16 protein-coding genes are annotated in these 17,344 nt (G+C 37.0%); 3 read left to right on the top strand and 13 right to left on the bottom strand.

Annotation, left to right across the window (positions count from 1 at the left end; all coding sequences use genetic code 11):
• Positions 1-10 precede the first annotated feature (10 nt).
• Both AC27G3_RS08625 and AC27G3_RS08620 read left to right on the top strand, forming a co-directional pair.
• Positions 11-1,330: a GAF domain-containing sensor histidine kinase gene (locus AC27G3_RS08625; RefSeq protein WP_487120673.1), complete on the top strand. Its 1,320-nt coding sequence runs from the start codon at positions 11-13 to the stop codon at positions 1,328-1,330.
• A gap of 192 nt (positions 1,331-1,522) precedes the next feature.
• Positions 1,523-3,163, top strand: a complete 1,641-nt coding sequence (locus AC27G3_RS08620) for a diacylglycerol kinase family protein (protein WP_487120672.1) — start codon at positions 1,523-1,525, stop codon at positions 3,161-3,163.
• Between the two features lie 329 nt (positions 3,164-3,492).
• Here AC27G3_RS08620 and AC27G3_RS08615 read toward each other — a convergent pair whose 3' ends face one another.
• The gene (locus AC27G3_RS08615; protein ID WP_487120670.1) at positions 3,493-4,719 is read right to left on the bottom strand and encodes an EAL and HDOD domain-containing protein; all 1,227 of its coding nucleotides are present in this window, start codon (positions 4,717-4,719) and stop codon (positions 3,493-3,495) included.
• Positions 4,720-5,012: 293 nt separating this feature from the next.
• Here AC27G3_RS08615 and putP point away from each other — a divergent pair, with 293 nt between their 5' ends.
• Entirely contained in the window at positions 5,013-6,500 is a 1,488-nt protein-coding gene (gene putP / locus AC27G3_RS08610; protein WP_487120668.1) for a sodium/proline symporter PutP, read from the top strand.
• Between the two features lie 94 nt (positions 6,501-6,594).
• On the opposite strand, the gene lipA is transcribed toward putP, so the two are convergent.
• The 12 genes from lipA to AC27G3_RS08550 all read right to left on the bottom strand — a co-directional run bounded on the left by lipA (position 6,595) and on the right by AC27G3_RS08550 (position 17,337).
• Positions 6,595-7,563: a lipoyl synthase gene (lipA, locus tag AC27G3_RS08605; protein ID WP_487120666.1), complete on the bottom strand. Its 969-nt coding sequence runs from the start codon at positions 7,561-7,563 to the stop codon at positions 6,595-6,597.
• On the bottom strand, positions 7,563-8,210 hold the full coding sequence (gene lipB, locus AC27G3_RS08600; RefSeq protein ID WP_487120664.1) for a lipoyl(octanoyl) transferase LipB: 648 nt from the start codon (positions 8,208-8,210) through the stop codon (positions 7,563-7,565). Before lipB ends, lipA begins: the two co-directional genes overlap by 1 nt.
• A gap of 97 nt (positions 8,211-8,307) precedes the next feature.
• Entirely contained in the window at positions 8,308-8,571 is a 264-nt protein-coding gene (gene ybeD, locus AC27G3_RS08595) for a DUF493 family protein YbeD (RefSeq protein WP_487120662.1), read from the bottom strand.
• Between the two features lie 294 nt (positions 8,572-8,865).
• Entirely contained in the window at positions 8,866-10,041 is a 1,176-nt protein-coding gene (locus tag AC27G3_RS08590) for a serine hydrolase (RefSeq protein WP_487120660.1), read from the bottom strand.
• A 132-nt stretch (positions 10,042-10,173) separates the two neighbouring features.
• Complete coding sequence (locus AC27G3_RS08585; RefSeq protein WP_487120658.1) at positions 10,174-10,962, bottom strand: septal ring lytic transglycosylase RlpA family protein; 789 nt, start codon at positions 10,960-10,962, stop codon at positions 10,174-10,176.
• 72 nt (positions 10,963-11,034) lie between these two features.
• Positions 11,035-12,147 carry a rod shape-determining protein RodA gene (gene rodA, locus AC27G3_RS08580; protein WP_487120656.1) on the bottom strand — a complete coding sequence of 371 codons (1,113 nt, stop codon included), beginning with the start codon at positions 12,145-12,147 and terminating at the stop codon, positions 11,035-11,037.
• A 32-nt stretch (positions 12,148-12,179) separates the two neighbouring features.
• Positions 12,180-14,150, bottom strand: coding sequence for a penicillin-binding protein 2 (gene mrdA / locus AC27G3_RS08575; RefSeq protein WP_487120654.1), 1,971 nt, complete (start codon positions 14,148-14,150; stop codon positions 12,180-12,182).
• A gap of 2 nt (positions 14,151-14,152) precedes the next feature.
• Positions 14,153-14,623: a 23S rRNA (pseudouridine(1915)-N(3))-methyltransferase RlmH gene (rlmH, locus tag AC27G3_RS08570; RefSeq protein ID WP_487120652.1), complete on the bottom strand. Its 471-nt coding sequence runs from the start codon at positions 14,621-14,623 to the stop codon at positions 14,153-14,155.
• Positions 14,624-14,653: 30 nt separating this feature from the next.
• A complete protein-coding gene (gene rsfS / locus AC27G3_RS08565; RefSeq protein WP_487120650.1) occupies positions 14,654-14,971 on the bottom strand; it encodes a ribosome silencing factor in 318 nt (105 codons plus the stop codon).
• 82 nt (positions 14,972-15,053) lie between these two features.
• Positions 15,054-15,713, bottom strand: coding sequence for a nicotinate-nucleotide adenylyltransferase (gene nadD / locus AC27G3_RS08560; protein WP_487120648.1), 660 nt, complete (start codon positions 15,711-15,713; stop codon positions 15,054-15,056).
• Positions 15,700-16,743, bottom strand: coding sequence for a DNA polymerase III subunit delta (gene holA / locus AC27G3_RS08555; RefSeq protein ID WP_487120646.1), 1,044 nt, complete (start codon positions 16,741-16,743; stop codon positions 15,700-15,702). Before holA ends, nadD begins: the two co-directional genes overlap by 14 nt.
• A 33-nt stretch (positions 16,744-16,776) precedes the next feature.
• On the bottom strand, positions 16,777-17,337 hold the full coding sequence (locus AC27G3_RS08550; protein ID WP_487120644.1) for an LPS-assembly lipoprotein LptE: 561 nt from the start codon (positions 17,335-17,337) through the stop codon (positions 16,777-16,779).
• Positions 17,338-17,344: the final 7 nt, after the last annotated feature.

The following is a 17,344-nucleotide window of genomic DNA, read 5'->3' as shown; positions in this document are numbered from 1 at the left end:
AGGGTTTAATATGCAAACAATGGAGAATATTCTCAAAGAAATTATCGAAGGGGTATCAAATACCTGTGGTGATGAGTTCTTTTCGGTTATTACTCAACAATTAGATAAAGTGATCCAGTCTGACTTTACCTTTTTAGCTCGGCTTCACCCTAAAAGCCAACAATGTGAAGTTATTACACTCGTTAGTCACGGGCAATTATCTAATAATTTTACCTATGATTTACGTGGTACTCCTTGCCAGGAAGTTACAGACAATAAAATTTGCTTTTACCCTAGTGAAATAACTAAATTATTTCCAAATGATTTTTTATTAGCAGATATGAATATTGAAGGCTATCTTGGTGCTCCGTTAAATAGCTCTAAAGGCGAAGTGTTAGGTCTTATTGTTGCTTTATATAAAACTCCGATACAAGACCAAGAGCTAACTCAAACCTTATTTCAACTTTTTTCAGGCCGTATAGCTGTAGAGCTAGAACGTGAGGATAAAGAGCTTGAATTAACACAGTTGAATAACAGTCTTGATCATAAGATCAAAGCTCGTACTGCTGAATTAGAGTTAACGGTTGAGCAATTAAAGCAAGCCCACGAACAACTTGTTGAAGCGGACAAAATGGCTGTACTTGGCGATTTAGTTGCAGGTGTCGCACATGAAGTCAACACGCCTTTAGGTGTGGCAATAACAGCACAAAGCCATCTAGCAGAAGAATTTGAAGCCTTTAATGCAAAATTAATAGCCGAGAAGTTAAGTGTAAAAGACATGAGTCAATTTGTTTCGCAACATCAACAGTGCTTGCCTATGATGGAGCGAAATTTACAACGCTCAAAAGAAATAATTGATAACTTTAAGCGCATGGCTACTGAACAAAGTGATTTTAAACAAGAAGATATTTCGTTGAGTGAGTACTATCAGCGGTTAATTAAAACGTTATCTCCTTTGTTAAAAAGAAAAAAAGCACAGTTAAATTTTACCGGCTGTGACAACGATTATTTAATGACTTATCCAGGATGTCATGCACAAATACTGACTAACTTGGTGAACAACAGTGTCCAACATGGCTTTTTAACATGCGGTGAAAACGATATTAATGTTGTTATTAAAAAGAATCGACAAGGTTTTGTGGTTGATTATTATGATAACGGTGTTGGCATAGCGAAAGAAAATGAAAAAAAGATTTTTGAACCCTTTTATACAACAACAAGACGAAAAGGTAATGCGGGGCTTGGATTACCTATTTCTTTTAACCTAGTTACTACAATGTTAAATGGTAGTTTTGAGCTTGTTCCATGTGCTCAAGGGGTACACTTTAGGTATCAGTTACCTATTGTTTAATTGAAACACTTAATGACATTTACCAATAAGGTCGTTATGAATTATTAACAATGGTTTATGTAATTTTTACATACATGGTGACGAGGATATGAATGTTAAATGTCTTTTATTGCTTAAAAATCAACTGATTAACTAGCTGGTGTAGAAGTTGCTAATTAACTATTATTCATTGACTAAAACACGAGTTGCTTAATGCGGATTCATTTTTATTATATATTTTTAGCGATAATTTTTTTTACTTTAGCACCATTCAATTCAGCTATACCTGCTTTTTTATTAATATGGACAGGAGTTGCACTAACCATTATATCTAGTGCTTATATTTTTAAAAAGCCTACAGTATTTAGAAAACAATCAGATGGTAGTATTCCTTTTTTTATCAGTATATTACTCTTACCCTTTATTCTTGGGGTCCAACTTTATAATATAATTGCAATCAGATTAGATAAAACAGATCGTGTTCATCATATTAAAGATGGTGTTTATGTCGGCAGGCGTCTTAATGCTGGTGATTTACTTACATTAGAAAATTTAAATATTAAAGCTGTTATGGACATGACCGCTGAGTTTAGTGCTCTCGACTGGAGTACCTCGGTGATGGACTTGGATTATTTAAATATTCCTATTTTGGATCATCAAAGCCCAGATTTAAATGAGTTAAGACAAGCAATCACTTGGATCGATAATCAAGTAGAATTAAAACGTCCGGTTGTTGTGCACTGTGCTCTCGGTCGTGGGCGCTCTGTTTTTGTCGTTGCCGCCTATTTATTGGCTAAGTCCCCGGAACTCTCTGTACGAGAGGTGCTAGAAAGCATCACTAAAATTCGCCATTTTGCCAATTTAAATCAAGCACAATTAAAATGTTTGGTTGAATATCATCGCAACAATCAAATTAAGATCCATGATAAAGCGTGTTTAATTGCTAACCCAGTATCAGGCGGTGGCAAGTGGGAAGACTCAAAAAATGATATTATACAACAGTTATTTAAATCATTTAAATTGTCAGTCGAAGAGACAACAATAAAGAGATCTGCAACAGAAATTGCAAAACAAGCTATTGAAAATAATACACAAACAATTATTGCTGCTGGTGGTGATGGCACTTTAAGGGAAGTTGCACAGCAATTGGTTAACACGGATATTCAGTGTGGCGTAATCCCATTGGGAACAACGAATGCACTTTCACATCATTTATACGGAAATATATCTAAATTAGATCCTGTAGGCGTTACGCTAGCCCATATAACGAGTAAACGGTGTGAAAAAATAGATACTGCTACGTGTAACCAAAAAACAGTGTTGTTGTTAGTGGGAATTGGACTAGAGCATGAGATGATAAATTATGCAGACCGAGAAACTAAAAACGATTCAGGTCAATTTGCTTATTTAGAAGGCTTTTTTCGTGGCTTTGCTGAAGGTAAAAAACATACGCTACATGTTGAGTTTGATCAACAGGCTGAACAAGAAATTCCATGTACCAGTTTTGTTGTTGCCAATGCTGCACCTTTTACAAGTTTATTAGCACAGGGGAACGGCGCACCAGATATTAAAGATGGTTTACTTGATGTAACTTGGCTTAAACCATCGAGTAAAGTTACATCTAAGCTTATTGATTTTGTTGAGTTAATAACAGCTAGTGTTAACTTTCGTCAAGGGAGTGAAAAGCAAGATACCGACAGTAATATTCAAGTTGCTTTAGCGAAAAAAATTAACATTAAAAGCGATCAAAAAATAAGTTATGTCATCGATGGTGAAGTGTTTGAGGATGATGTTGTTTGTATAGAGTCTAATCCTCAATCGCTTAATATCTTTAAGGATAAGTCACAGTTATAGCTTTATACCAATCTCGCTAACTATGTGATCATATCTACTGGTTAATATAATAAACTACTGCGTTATTTAATTAATCATTGGAACGACTAGTTATTAAAATAAATATATTGTACTTGGTCATTTTCCCTGTGCGTAAAGTTGAATACCTAATTAGTGAAATTGGTATTTTTAACCTTTGTTACTGAGCTAAAATTACCAAAAAGGCTGTTCACTTGAGTGAACAGCCTTTTTTAAAGAACTCAGTAGATTGAATCCTATTTTGCTAATGATGTTAAATTTTGAAAGGTATCTAATTCAAATAACGAGTTTAGGTTACTAGTTTAAGTGAATTATTCACCATGTGAATGTTTGTCTTGTTCGTCAGCCCAAGCTAATGCTTCGTTATAGTGAGCTAAAACTTGTTCTTTGTTCAATGCCAGTTTATCTATAACAAACGCTGTTTTGTCCCAGTCAGCATGTTCAATTAGTTCTAGAAGTTTAATAATAGCTGCCAAGGTGCCTTTTTTCGTTAATAAGGTATCTTTTATTTCTTGCGCTAATGGCAGTTTAGCCAAAATAGATTCAATATCTTCATCTAAAATGGCATCGATCATTGATAACAAGCCTGTTAAAAACGCAATTGAAATATCGATGGGGGATTTGACTTCGCCAGCAACTAACTCACAGAACTTAGCACGAGCCATCGCGACCTTAATTAACTCTGTAGGCTTGTCTGGGTTAACGTTAGTAGCAAACATTAAGCCAATAAAACGCTTCAACTCACCAGAGCCTAAAATAACAAGCGCCTGCTTAATAGTGGCTATTTCACTTCTGCGTCTAAAAATAGGAGAGTTGGCGTAGCGCAATAACTTGTATGATAAAGTAACGTCACGTTCAAACACCGAGGTAATCGCAGCTAAGTCTAACTCAGGTTTGGAAGTTTCGTACAATAACTCTGCCATGGCCATTTGAGATGGTGATAAATTTTTGCTTTTAACCATTTCAGGTTTTGAAAAGAAAAAGCCTTGAAAATACTCAAATCCTAGATCAAATGCTTGCTGATATTGTTCATGAGTCTCAACTTTTTCTGCTAAGAGTTTTATATGAGGGAATTGAGCAATAGCCTCTTTTACGGTTTGAACTTCTTCAATATCTACCCGTTGAACATTTATTTTAATAATATTAATAAACGGGTAGAAGTGCTGCCAAACCTTTTGATGGTGATAATCATCTAATGAGAGGGTATAACCTTTTTCGTGTAATTCTGTCACCAATGAAAGGAGTTTTTTACCAGGCTTTACCGCCTCTAAAATCTCAACAATAATCTCTTCGGTTGTCAGCATTTGTGGATACCCTTGTTCAAGGGTTTCTAATGTAAAGTTGATAAACGCAGGTTTGTTACCGGTAAATTCAGTAATACCCATATTGAATTTACTGGCTTCCACCATTTTACTTGTGGCTTCATCGCCATCAATATCTGGAAATACGTTATTAATGCTATCTCTGAATAGTAATTCATAAGCAAAAAGTTTTTTTTCTCTGTCTAAAATAGGCTGTCTAGCCGCATAAAAATACATAAGTTATCCTGAGAAGAGTATCATTACTTTGAATATATGGTAAACGAGGCAGTATTTCATTATTTATTTGTTTTATTTGATGTTATTGCTTATTTATTGCATCATTGTGGCTACGTAAATCTTGAATGCTTCGTTAGTTGCTTTTTATATATAGGGTGAAAGTTTAGTTTATCTCTTACATCATTGTTTTTGTGCTCTATTTAATTAACTGTTTTGTTGCGATCAAGTATTTATTTAATACATATAAAGATATGCGCAAAGCATAATTAAAACAAGTCTATTGGGAGTCAACTTTGGAAGTAGGTACTATTATTTCGTTAGCAGTATATTTTATGGTGATGTTAGGCATTGGTATATATGCCTATCGAAAATCAACCAGCGATGTATCTGGTTATATGTTAGGCGGGCGCAGTTTAAGTCCATCGGTTACTGCACTATCAGCAGGCGCATCTGATATGAGTGGTTGGATGTTAATGGGGTTACCCGGCGCTATGTATATTACCGGTTTGAGCAGCATCTGGATTGCAATAGGCTTGGTTATTGGTGCGTTTTTAAACTATTTAATTGTAGCACCACGTTTGCGAACTTATACTGAGGTCGCGAATGATTCAATTACCCTTCCAGATTTTTTTGAAAACCGTTTCAACGACAAAACCAAAATACTACGCTTAGTCTCATCAATTGTTATCATCGTATTTTTCACCTTATACACTTCATCGGGTATTGTTGCCGGAGGAAAACTGTTTGAAAGCTCATTCGGATTAGATTATCGAGTGGGTTTATATGTCACTGCAGGTGTTGTTGTCATGTACACCTTATTCGGTGGATTTTTAGCTGTTAGTTTAACTGACTTTGTACAAGGCTGTATTATGTTTGTTGCTTTAGTGCTAGTTCCTATCGTTGCTATAGATAGTATTGGTGGCGTTTCTGAGATGAATAACAGTATTAATGCAATTAACCCTGAATTATTTAATTTATTCAGTGGAGTTGGTGCGTTAGGTATTATTTCAGCCATGGCATGGGGACTAGGGTATTTTGGTCAACCTCATATTATTGTTCGTTTTATGGCAATAAGAAGTGTTAAAGATGTGCCTAAAGCACGTCGTATTGGTATGACATGGATGATAGTGGCAATTATAGGTGCAATGGGTACTGGTTTTGCTGGTATTGCTTATGTTGCAAAAACAGGGGTGCATTTAACGGACCCTGAAACAATCTTTATTTTACTTTCACAAGTGTTATTTCACCCACTTATTGCTGGCTTTTTATTAGCTGCTATTTTAGCCGCTATTATGAGCACAATATCGTCTCAACTACTGGTAACTTCAAGCTCATTAACAGGTGATTTCTACCAAGCTTTCTTAAATAAGACCGCCAGTGAAAAAAACTTAGTATTAGTGGGAAGAATTTCGGTATTACTGGTTGCTTTAGTGGCTATATATTTAGCATACGATAGAAACAGTTCTATTTTAAGCTTAGTGAGTAATGCTTGGGCGGGATTTGGCGCAGCATTTGGCCCTGTGGTTATTTTAGGCTTGTATTGGAAAGATATGAATAAAAATGGCGCGTTAGCAGGAGTAATTAGTGGCGCTATAACCGTGTTAATTTGGGTATATGCACCGATTACAATTAACGGACAATCATTAAGTTCGTTGATGTATGAGATTGTTCCAGGCTTTATTGTTTGTACTTTAGCCATCGTCATTGTTAGCCGCTTAACGGGCGGTGCTGATCCTGAAATATTAAAAGACTTTGAAGCAGTAGAAAAGGTTCACAGTTAATTGAGTGCGATTAACTATAGGTCAAATTGTAAATATAAAAAAGCCGCTTAAGCGGCTTTTTTAGTGGGATATTTGTGTTGGTATCAATCTTATATTATTTAACTTCTTCACCAGCGGCTTGTTTGTCAGCATGATAAGATGAACGAACTAGTGGGCCACAAGCCGCATGCTCAAACCCCATTTTCATTGCTTCTCTTTGGTACATGTCAAATACGTCGGGGTGCACATAACGTTCAACTGGTAAATGATGCTTACTCGGTTGTAAATATTGTCCAATGGTTAACATAGTTACGCCGTGGGCACGCAAATCGCGCATAACTTCCAATATTTCTTCATCGGTTTCACCTAAACCAACCATTAATCCTGACTTAGTTGGTACCGTTGGGTTCGCTTCACCAAATTTCTTTAATAAATCTAATGACCATTGGTAATTAGCACCTGGTCTCGCTTTTGTATATAAGCGTGGCGCGGTTTCTAAATTATGATTTAAAACATGAGGAGGGTTTAAATTTAAAATATCTAAAGCTCTGTCCATGCGGCCCCTAAAGTCTGGTACTAATATTTCAACTTTAGTGTGGGGCGCATGCTCTGCGATTTCTTTAATACAGTCGGCAAACTGTTGTGCGCCACCGTCACGTAAATCATCGCGATCAACTGAAGTGATAACCACATATTTAAGTGCCATATCTTTTAACGTCAGAGCTAGTTTTTTAGGCTCCTCAGGATTTGTTGCTAATGGACGACCATGACCAACATCACAAAATGGACAACGACGAGTGCAAATATCACCTAAAATCATAAATGTAGCTGTGCCATGGTTAAAACATTCAGAGAGGTTAGGGCAGGAAGCCTCTTCACAAACTGAATGCAGATCATGTTTACGTAGTGCCGATTTTATTTCGTCAATTTTTTCAGTAGTACGTGGTAATTTTATTCTTAACCATTTAGGTTTGCGCAACATACTCTCACGAGTCGATTCGACGACTTTAATTGGTATATGAGCCATTTTATCGGCGTCACGCATTTTAGTTCCGGGAGCAACACGTGTGGTTTTTGTAGTCATTAGCTATCGAATCCTGTGTGAAAGCGTACGTCTGACGCTTCTAATAATGGTATTAAGTGTTTTACTAGCGCATTACCTGCGCTTTCAGTATCTTTTGGGCCATTCATATCAGCCGTTTGTACCATTTCTAAACCGGCATAACCGCACGGGTTAATTCGTAGAAATGGTGATAAGTCCATATTCACATTGAGGGCTAAACCATGAAATGAACAACCTTTTCTTACGCGTAAGCCTAATGATGCAACTTTTTTTTCATCAACATAAACCCCAGGTGCATCGGCTTTAGGGTAAGCTGTTATATTGTAATCTTTAAGCGCTGCGACAATGCTGTTTTCGATCAAAGTTACCAGCTGTCTTACCCCTATTTTTTTTCGGCGAAGATTAATCATAAAGTAGATCACTTGCTGACCTGGACCGTGGTAAGTAACTTGGCCACCACGATCAACTTTTACAACCTCAATATCACCTGGCATAAGTAAGTGTTCCTCTTTACCTGCCTGGCCCTGAGTAAAAACAGGAGGGTGCTCAACTAACCATAATTCGTCAATAGTCTCATCATCGCGATTATCGGTAAATTCTTGCATGGCATGCCATACATCAACATAGCTCGATTTATTTAGTTGTCGAATTATTAACGAATTTTTCAATGTTAAGTCTTATTTAATTTGATTAATTTGTATTATAACAATTATAAATTGATTTACACCCTATAGAAACTACGGTTATTAACGCAATAATTACTTGCTATAAAACATACCTAACTTCTTCAATAGCATTAAGTGTTTTATAAATAGTTTCAATATGATCCTTACTAGTAACTCTTACGGCAACTGAGACAGAATGATAATTTCCTTTAGAGCTTGCTTTGATTTTTGGTGAGTAATCGCCCGGCGTATGTTTTTGCAGTTCGGCAATAATTAGATCGGGTAGCTCAACACAAGCGACTCCCATTATTTTAAAGTTTAATACAGTGGGGAAATCTAATAATTCATCAAAATGGGTTTTCATTGAGTCTCTCTATTTACGCGTGTTTGAATTTAGGCTGATAACTTTATACGAAAAGTATTTTATCATTAAATTGACGCTTAGGGCTAATATCATCTAGTTAGCTTTTATAATGGAGTTGAACAGTGAGTTTTCAAGTGGTAGGGGGTAAATAAAGCAATAGATGAAATATATTCGCCTAGTTAATATTAAAAAAACTCGATCAAAGATCGAGTTTTTACGTGTTCTATTATTTGTCTAGGTCAATTATCTAGGTTAACTGCCTAGATTGATTATCTGAGTTAGGGGTATAACGAATTAGTTTGCAAATTGTAATTTTACATAATCGACTAAGCGACTAAACATACCACCTTCATTTACTTCTTCTAAAGTGACTAAAGGGTATTGAGCAATGTCTTCGCCCTCAAGTTGTAAAAATAATTTACCTACCACTTCACCTTTGGTTAATGGTGCTTCTAATTGGCGGTCTAGTTCAAAGTTGGCTTTTAAGTTTTTCTTTTGGCCTCTAGGTATCGTAATAGGCGTGTCCATTAAGATGCCTAAATTAACTTGTTCTTTATCACCCATCCATACACGATTACTAACAAATTTTTCGCCAGCTTGGTATGGGGTAATTGTTTCAAAAAATCTAAAACCATAATTAAGTAATTTTTTGCTTTCTACTTTACGTGCGCGCTCACTTTCAGTACCCATAACAACGGTAACAAGGCGCATACCACCTTTTGTTGCTGAAGTGACTAAACTATAACCCGCTTGTGAAGTGTGTCCGGTTTTCATACCATCAACATTTAAACTTTTATCCCATAATAAGCTATTACGGTTATATTGTTTAATGTCGTTATACGTAAAAGATTTTTGCTTATATATTTTATATTCTTCTGGTACATCTCTAATAAGTGCTACCGCAAGTGTTGCCATATCTCTTGGTGTTGTTACGTGTTCACTGCTATCTAAACCATGGCTGTTTTCAAAGTAACTGCTGCTCATCCCTAGTTGTTCAGCGTGAGCATTCATTAAATCAGCAAAAGCGCCTTCGCTACCAGCAATATGCTCAGCCATAGCAACACATGCATCGTTACCCGAAGCAACTATAATACCTTGGTTTAAGTCTGATACCGTAACTTCTGTACCCACTTCAATAAACATTTTTGACGAATCAGGAAACTTCTTGGCCCAAGCATTTTCACTGATCATTACTTTATCGTCATTACTTAAGTCACCGTTTTGTATCTCTTTACCTATGATGTAACTCGTCATCATTTTGGTTAAAGAGGCTGGTGCTAATTGCATATCTGCATTGCCCTCGGCTATTACAGTGCCTGTGGTGTAATCGATTAAAATAAAACCTTTTGCATTAATTTCAGGCGCATCAGGGGTGATAGAAATGGCTTGAGTAAATGATGAGAAACTAATCGCTAGTGTACCGACTAGTGAAATTAATTTTGATCTCGTAGTGGCTTTTGTAATTGGCATGTTTTTCCTTGAAAAATAAAACGTAATACTACGTTCGTAGAAAAATAAAAAGGGTAATAATTTCAACGAGTATATCACTTTTATCGCTATATTCCATGGGAGGTGAGCGTTAATACTCAGTTTATTAATTAATTATTGTAACAACTTACGACGATAAGCTTTCGGATAACCAGTACTTCTTAACATCGCTAAGGTTTTTTTAAGCGTATTTTCATCCTTAAAGGGGCCTAGTTTAATGCGATATATACCGTCTTTTATTGGCCATACGACATTTTCTTTGTATTTTTCGGCTAAGGCATTTGCGGTGCTTTTGGCAAGCTCAGGATTTCGGGTAGCAAATACTTGAATGTACGGTTTGTTTTCTGGTGTTATTGCTGTTGTAGGCGGGGCAAGCAAAGCATTGCTAAATTGGGTGATAGCCTCTATTTCAACCGTAGCTGTGCCTGTTTTTAGCATATCAAGTTGATATGCAGCATTGTAAGAAAGATCGATAATTCGGTCTTGATGAAATGGTCCTCGATCATTAACTCTAACTATTACCGAGCGTTTATTTTGTAAATTGGTCACTTTTAAATAAGTCGGCAAAGGGAGATTTTTATGGGCTGCGCTCATGCCATACATGTCATAAATTTCACCGTTAGAAGTTAAATGGCCATGAAATTTCTTGCCATACCAAGAAGCGATACCAACTTCCTTAAAGCCTTCTGCACTTGACATTACTTTGTAATACTTGCCTCTTACTTTGTAATGTTTATTGCCGCCTCTGCTATATGCTTCCTCTCTTGGAACCGCATTGGTTAGCTCTGCGCCACTGGGTAAACGAGTGGGTTTGCTATCGTTTTCGTGTTGGTAACGGCTTGTAGGTGAACTGCAAGCACTAGTAATAAGAAGTAGGGATATGATGGTAAGAATTTTTTTCACACGATCCTCTTATATTTTTTAAACGGTATAAATTACTAAGACTGTTAACCAGGTTACACTGCCAGATTTGCGCTAAGCATGAAAGCGTTTGTGTGTACTTATCGCCATTAATATACCAAAACCTGCTAGTAATGTGACTTTAGATGTTCCGCCATAACTGACTAACGGCAGTGGTACACCTACCACTGGCAATAACCCAGATACCATACCAATATTGACAAAAACATAAACAAAAAATGTCAAAGTAATACTACCGGCTAATAATTTAGTAAAAGCTTGTTGAGCGTTAACAGCAATCCATAAGCCACGGGCAACAATACCTAAATAAACCAGTAACAACACTGTTACACCAATTAAACCGAACTCTTCACTAAAAACGGCAAAAATAAAATCAGTATGACGCTCTGGTAAAAACTCTAGCTGAGATTGAGTGCCTTGTAAGTAACCTTTACCATGTAGCCCACCAGAGCCAATCGCTATTTTAGATTGAATAATATGATAACCAGAGCCTAGGGGATCTTGCTCGGGGTTTAAAAAAGTTAAAACTCGTTGTTTTTGGTAATCTTTCATCAAAAACATCCATAAAATTGGTGCAAAAGCTGATGCTAAACCAACACAAGTCATTATTAACTTCCAGTTGGCACCGGCAAGAAATAATACAAAAATACCTGAACTAGCAATAAGCAATGAAGTACCTAAATCTGGCTGCTTTGCAATGAGTAAAGTCGGAATTAACACCAAAATAAAGGCGATAATAATATTGGAGATTTTAGCGGGAAGTTCGTTAGTACTGATATACCATGCGATCATTATTGGGACAATAAGCTTCATAATTTCAGAGGGTTGAAATTTGGTTATACCTAAATCAAGCCAGCGCTGAGCTCCTTTTCCAACATGGCCAAATAATAAAACAGCTATAAGCATTAGTAAGCCAATAATAAACATAGGGACTGCTAGTTTTTCGTATACTGTTGGTTGAATTTGAGCAACAACAAACATAACAACTAACGCAACACCTGAATGGATAGCTTGCCGATAGACTACTCCCATCTCTTGACCGCCGGCACTATAAACAATGAATAACCCCAATGTCATTAGTACTAATAAACCAATGAACAAAGGCATATCTAAATGTAATGCTTGCCAAACAGAGCGGTGTTGTTGATCTTGACCTGTGCTTCGCATTATTGCTCCCTACGGACTAAAAAACTCATGAATTAACGTCTATCTTTTTGAATATAAGGTTTGTCGTGATTAGGATGTCGCTCTGGGTGAGTACTCTCAATAACTCTGTCACCAAAATATTGATCCATTATTTGACGTGCAACGGGAGCTGCATTACTCGCACCACCACCTTTAGCAACGTTTTCAATAGCAACAACCACAACGATTTCTGGATTTTCATAAGGGGCGAAAGAGATAAACATCGCGTTGTCTCTGTTATTTTCTTTGGTAGTTTTCGCATCATACTTTTCATCTTGTTTGATGCCTGCAACTTGGGCTGAGCCTGTTTTTCCCGCGACATCATATTTAGTCCCTTTAAAAGGCGTATAAGCCGTAGCACCTAAACGTTGTGCCGTTCTGTGCATGGCATCAAGTACGATATCCCAGTGAGAATCGTCTTTAAGAACAATAGGAGGTTTCTCGTCTATTATTGCTTCTTCTGTTGTGACTTCTCGTTTAAATTTCTCTTTAGTATCTACTGGAATAAGTTGAGTTTGCGAAGTTCCTTTAAGTAAATGAGGGATTTTTATTTGTCCTTTATTTACTAATATAGAAGTTGCTTGAGCAAGTTGTAATGGTGTTGCGGTTAAGTAACTTTGGCCAATACCAACAGAAAGTGTTTCACCCGTATACCAAGACTTATTATAGCGCGCGCGTTTCCAACCAACGCTCGGTAAAATAGCACGACTTTCTTCGTGAATATCGATGCCCGTGTGATCACCAAAGCCAAATTTTTCTAACATTTGACTCATTTTGGTAATACCTAGTTTAAAAGCCAAATCGTAGAAGTAAACGTTACAAGACTCTTCAATCGCTTTGGTTAAATTTACCCAACCATGTCCCCAAGGTTTCCAATCTCTTGATTTATTTTTTATCCCCTTGAGCTGATACCAGCCCGGATCCCAAATTTTACTTTCAGGAGTTACTACTTCTTCTTCTAACCCTAACAAGGCGAAAATAGGTTTAACTGTCGATGCAGGAGGATACCCTTGAACGCTGCGATTAATAAGAGGCAAGTCTTTAGATTTTAATAGTTTATTGTAATTTTTATTACTAATACCATGAACAAATAAGTTGCCGTCGTAACTAGGGTTTGAATACATTGCCAACACGCCACCGTCACGAGGATCTAAAACGACTATGGCTCCACGTTTGCCAGAAAGCGCACGTTTTGCGACCATCTGTAGCTCTATATCGAGAGTAAGGGTTAAATCTTTACCGGGAATAGGCGGTGTAAAATCGAGGGTTCGAATGACTCGACCTTGATTATTTATTTCAACATTTTGATGACCAATGGTGCCATGTAGCATATCTTCATAATATCGCTCTATGCCTAACTTACCTATTTCACGTGTTGCTGCGTAATTGTCAGATTTTCCTTCTCTGGCTAAGGTCTGTAGATTTTTTTGATTAATGCGTGCCACATAACCGATGTTATGCGTGGTTAATTCTGCAAATGGGTAATAGCGTTTTGGGCGTGCATCAATAAATACCCCAGGGTATTTATGTTGATTAACAGAGAATAAAGCAACTTGTTGATCGCTTAACCGTGACTTTAACTCGACAGGTTTAAAGCGGCGATTCCCACGAATATGTTTAAAAAATTTATTTTGAAGTTCAATATTAATATCAAGCAACTCGCTAACTTCAGCGACTGTTTTTTTAATGTCAGTTACATCTTCAGGAATAATTTCTAAGCTATAAATAGCTTTGTTATCAGCAAGTAGTACTCCATTTCTATCAAAAATTAAGCCTCGATTTGGTGCGACTGGTACTAATTTAATACGGTTGCTGTTTGAGCGAGTTTGATATTTGTCGAAAGAATTAACTTCTAAATTATAAACGTTACTAAAGAGAATTAGCACCATAACAATAACGCCGATAAAAGTAATAAAAGTTCTTCGAGCAAAAAGATTTGCTTCAGCGGATTTATTTCTAATAATGACGCGGCGTGGTGCTGCCATGGCTACTCTCTATGATAAGGGTGGTTATTATTAATGCTCCAAGCACGATAAAGGCTTTCAGCAAGTAATACTCTAACCATAGGGTGAGGTAAGGTAAGAGGAGATAAAGACCATTTTTGCTCTGATGCTTTAATACACGCAGGAGCTAAACCTTCAGGGCCACCAACTAATAACGCAATGTCTCTGCCGTCAAGTTGCCATCGTTCTAACTGCGTTGCAAGTTGTGGGGTCGTCCAAGGCTTACCTTCCACCTCTAAGGTTACTATACGACTGCCTTTAGGAATTGCAGCGAGTAATAGTTCCCCTTCTTTTTCTAAAATACGCGCGATATCAGCATTTTTACCACGCTTACCTGGCGAAATTTCAACGAGATGAAATGACATATCACGAGGGAAGCGTCTAGTGTATTCTTGAAAGCCTTGAGTAACCCAAGACGGCATTTTGTTACCAACAGCGTATAGGGTAATGCGCATATTATTGTTCTTTTAGCCAGAGAGAAGTAATTACGACCAAAGTTCTTCAAGCTGATATTTATCACGTTGTTCATCGGTCATCACATGAACAATAACATCGCCTAAATCAACTAATGCCCACTCTCCAACATCGTTTCCTTCAATGCCTAGTGGCTTAACATCTTGCGCTCGACATTCTGCGCCAATCGACTGGGCGATTGATTTTACATGTCGATTAGAATTACCTGAACAGATAATCATATAATCAGCAAAATTGGCTTTGCCTGTGATATCTAACGTAATGATATCTCTACCTTTAATGTCTTCGATTTTGTCAATAACAAATTCTGTTAATGCTTTGCTTTGCAAGGGGTTATTCCTAGTTTGTTCTACTGTTGGCGCATAATATCATTATTTAAATAGGCAGGCTACTTGGAATATATAATAAAGATTATAGTGATTGGCGATAAAGCTGGTTATCTCTGATGTAGTTTTCTACCTTACTTGGTAATAAATGCTGACAATTTTTTTGCGCTTGAATATTTTTTCGAATAAGCGTTGAAGAAATATCACAAGCGATTTCAGGAGGGAATAGAATATAACCGGCTTGCTGAGTTATTGATTGGGGTGTAGTTTCACCTTCAAGTTGATGCTTTTTTAATAACGCCTGATGACAAGGACTTAGCTCTTCTAACGGGTAATCTGGACGACAATTTACCACTAAATGGCACAAGGTTAATATGACTTGCCATTGATGCCATTGCAAAAATGTGAGTAAGGAATCCATACCGATGATAAAAAATATAATTTGATCAGGGTGTGCCTGTTTGATCTCTTTTAAGGTGTCAACGGTGTAAGAAAGGGTCGTTCTGTTGAGTTCGCGTTCATCACAAGTAAAAAGCTTATCGTCATCACACACTAGTTTAACCATGTCGACACGTTGTTTTGCTGAAGCAGAAACTGAGCTTTTATGAGGAGGAATATTAGCGGGCATTAAATGAACTTGGGCGAGTCCTAGCCACTGTGCAGCATGTTTAGCTGGCAGTATATGACCATTATGAATAGGGTCAAAAGTTCCCCCTAATATTGCTATTTTATTAGCTGTATTCATAATCGAGGGGATAATTTACCATGGTTTCGCCGTGGTAAAGGCTTAAGCAAATATCACTGAGTAAAAGGTAGTGATTAAATTCACTACTCGATTTACTCAGTAAGTCAACTTGAGCTAAACGAGACATACTTCGCTTAAGGTTAGTTAAAGTGATTTGGTTGAGAGCATGCTGATAAAGTGGTTTTCGTTTATCCCAAATACGATATTTTTTAAATATTTCGTTAATGTTTGCGCCTTGCGCTTTTTGTTCAAGCATCTCGAATAATTGACTCATTTCTTTATGGACAAACCAAATAAGTTGAGCAACCGGTGTACCTTCTTGTTGTAGTTGTCCTAAAATTGAAATGCATTTATCTAATTGCCCTAACAACAATGCATCAATGAGTTGAAATGGATTAAACTTAGCTTGGTTAATCACTAATTGTTCGGCATCTTCCATGTTTATCAATTGACTGCCAAATAATATAGAGAGTTTTTGTAATTCTTGCTCTAAAGCGAGTAAATTCCCCTCAAAGAGTTCTATTAATAAAGAAACGACCTGAGAAGATAAGTTAACATTTAGCGCTCTAGCTTGGCGTTGTAGCCAACCACCTAAAGCTTTTACCTCTATATCGTATAAAGGCAAGTAGCAACCTTGTTGGGATAAGGCTTTAAACCATTTCCTATTGGCTGTAGGCCCGTCTAATTTAGGGCCATGAAAAATGAGCTGTACATCTGAGTGTAGATGCTCAATTAAAGTCAGTAGTGCTTTACCGCCAGCATCGCCAATTTTACCTGTGACAAGTTCTACTTCGATAATTCGTTGGCTAGCAAATAAACTCATGGCTTGATATTCGCCGAGTAAAAGCTGCCAATCAAATTTGTCATCAACACTAAAGCGTATTAGTTCACTAAAACCCTGTTGTTGCGCGTGTGATTTTATGGTGTGTAAACTATCATTTTTTTGCCAAGGTTCATCACCAAACACTAACCAAATAGGTTGAAAACCTTGGTTGAGCGTTGATTTTAATTGGTTATGATAAATTCGCATAATGTCGCACAGTTATTGGGGAATTAAATCCACTTAAATTTTAATGCTCGCCATATTTCTTAATATTCTGTCGGCGGCTTGTTTACGCATCTCGCTTAACAATAATGTCAGTTCTCGAGACTTTGCAAGGGCAATGTCAGGATCGTCTTGATAATCTCTATTTAACTCAAAACTATAATTTCTTGGATCTTGATTTGGAAAGCGTAATTGATAATTAACGGCATATATAAGTTCATACTCTGCGACCTGACCATTAGGGAAAACAGACAATGTACGTCGAGTTAAATTATCTTTTAATACATGTAATTCTGGATGAGCAACTGTAAAAGATTTTACAATAGTGACTTGGTTGAGCTCTAAATGCCTTTTTAAAACACGCGTGAGTTCACCATGAGTATCTACTGAACTCACGTACAAGGTTTGAAGCTCTGGAGCAAGTAGATAGTCGCCACGCAACCTAAAGCCACATGAACTAATAACTGAAACAATAAGTAACCCTATAACAAAACGTTGAAATTTCAGTTTGATAGTAAACCGAGCTCGAACAGCGCTAATTAGTGAAGGAGTTATCAATAGTGATTTATGGGTTGTCACGGCAAAC

The sequence above is a fragment of the Colwellia sp. SU-HH01217 genome, assembly GCF_057543495.1.
The sequence above is the reverse complement of the archived record's forward strand: the minus strand, read 5'-3'. Positions and strand labels throughout refer to the sequence as shown.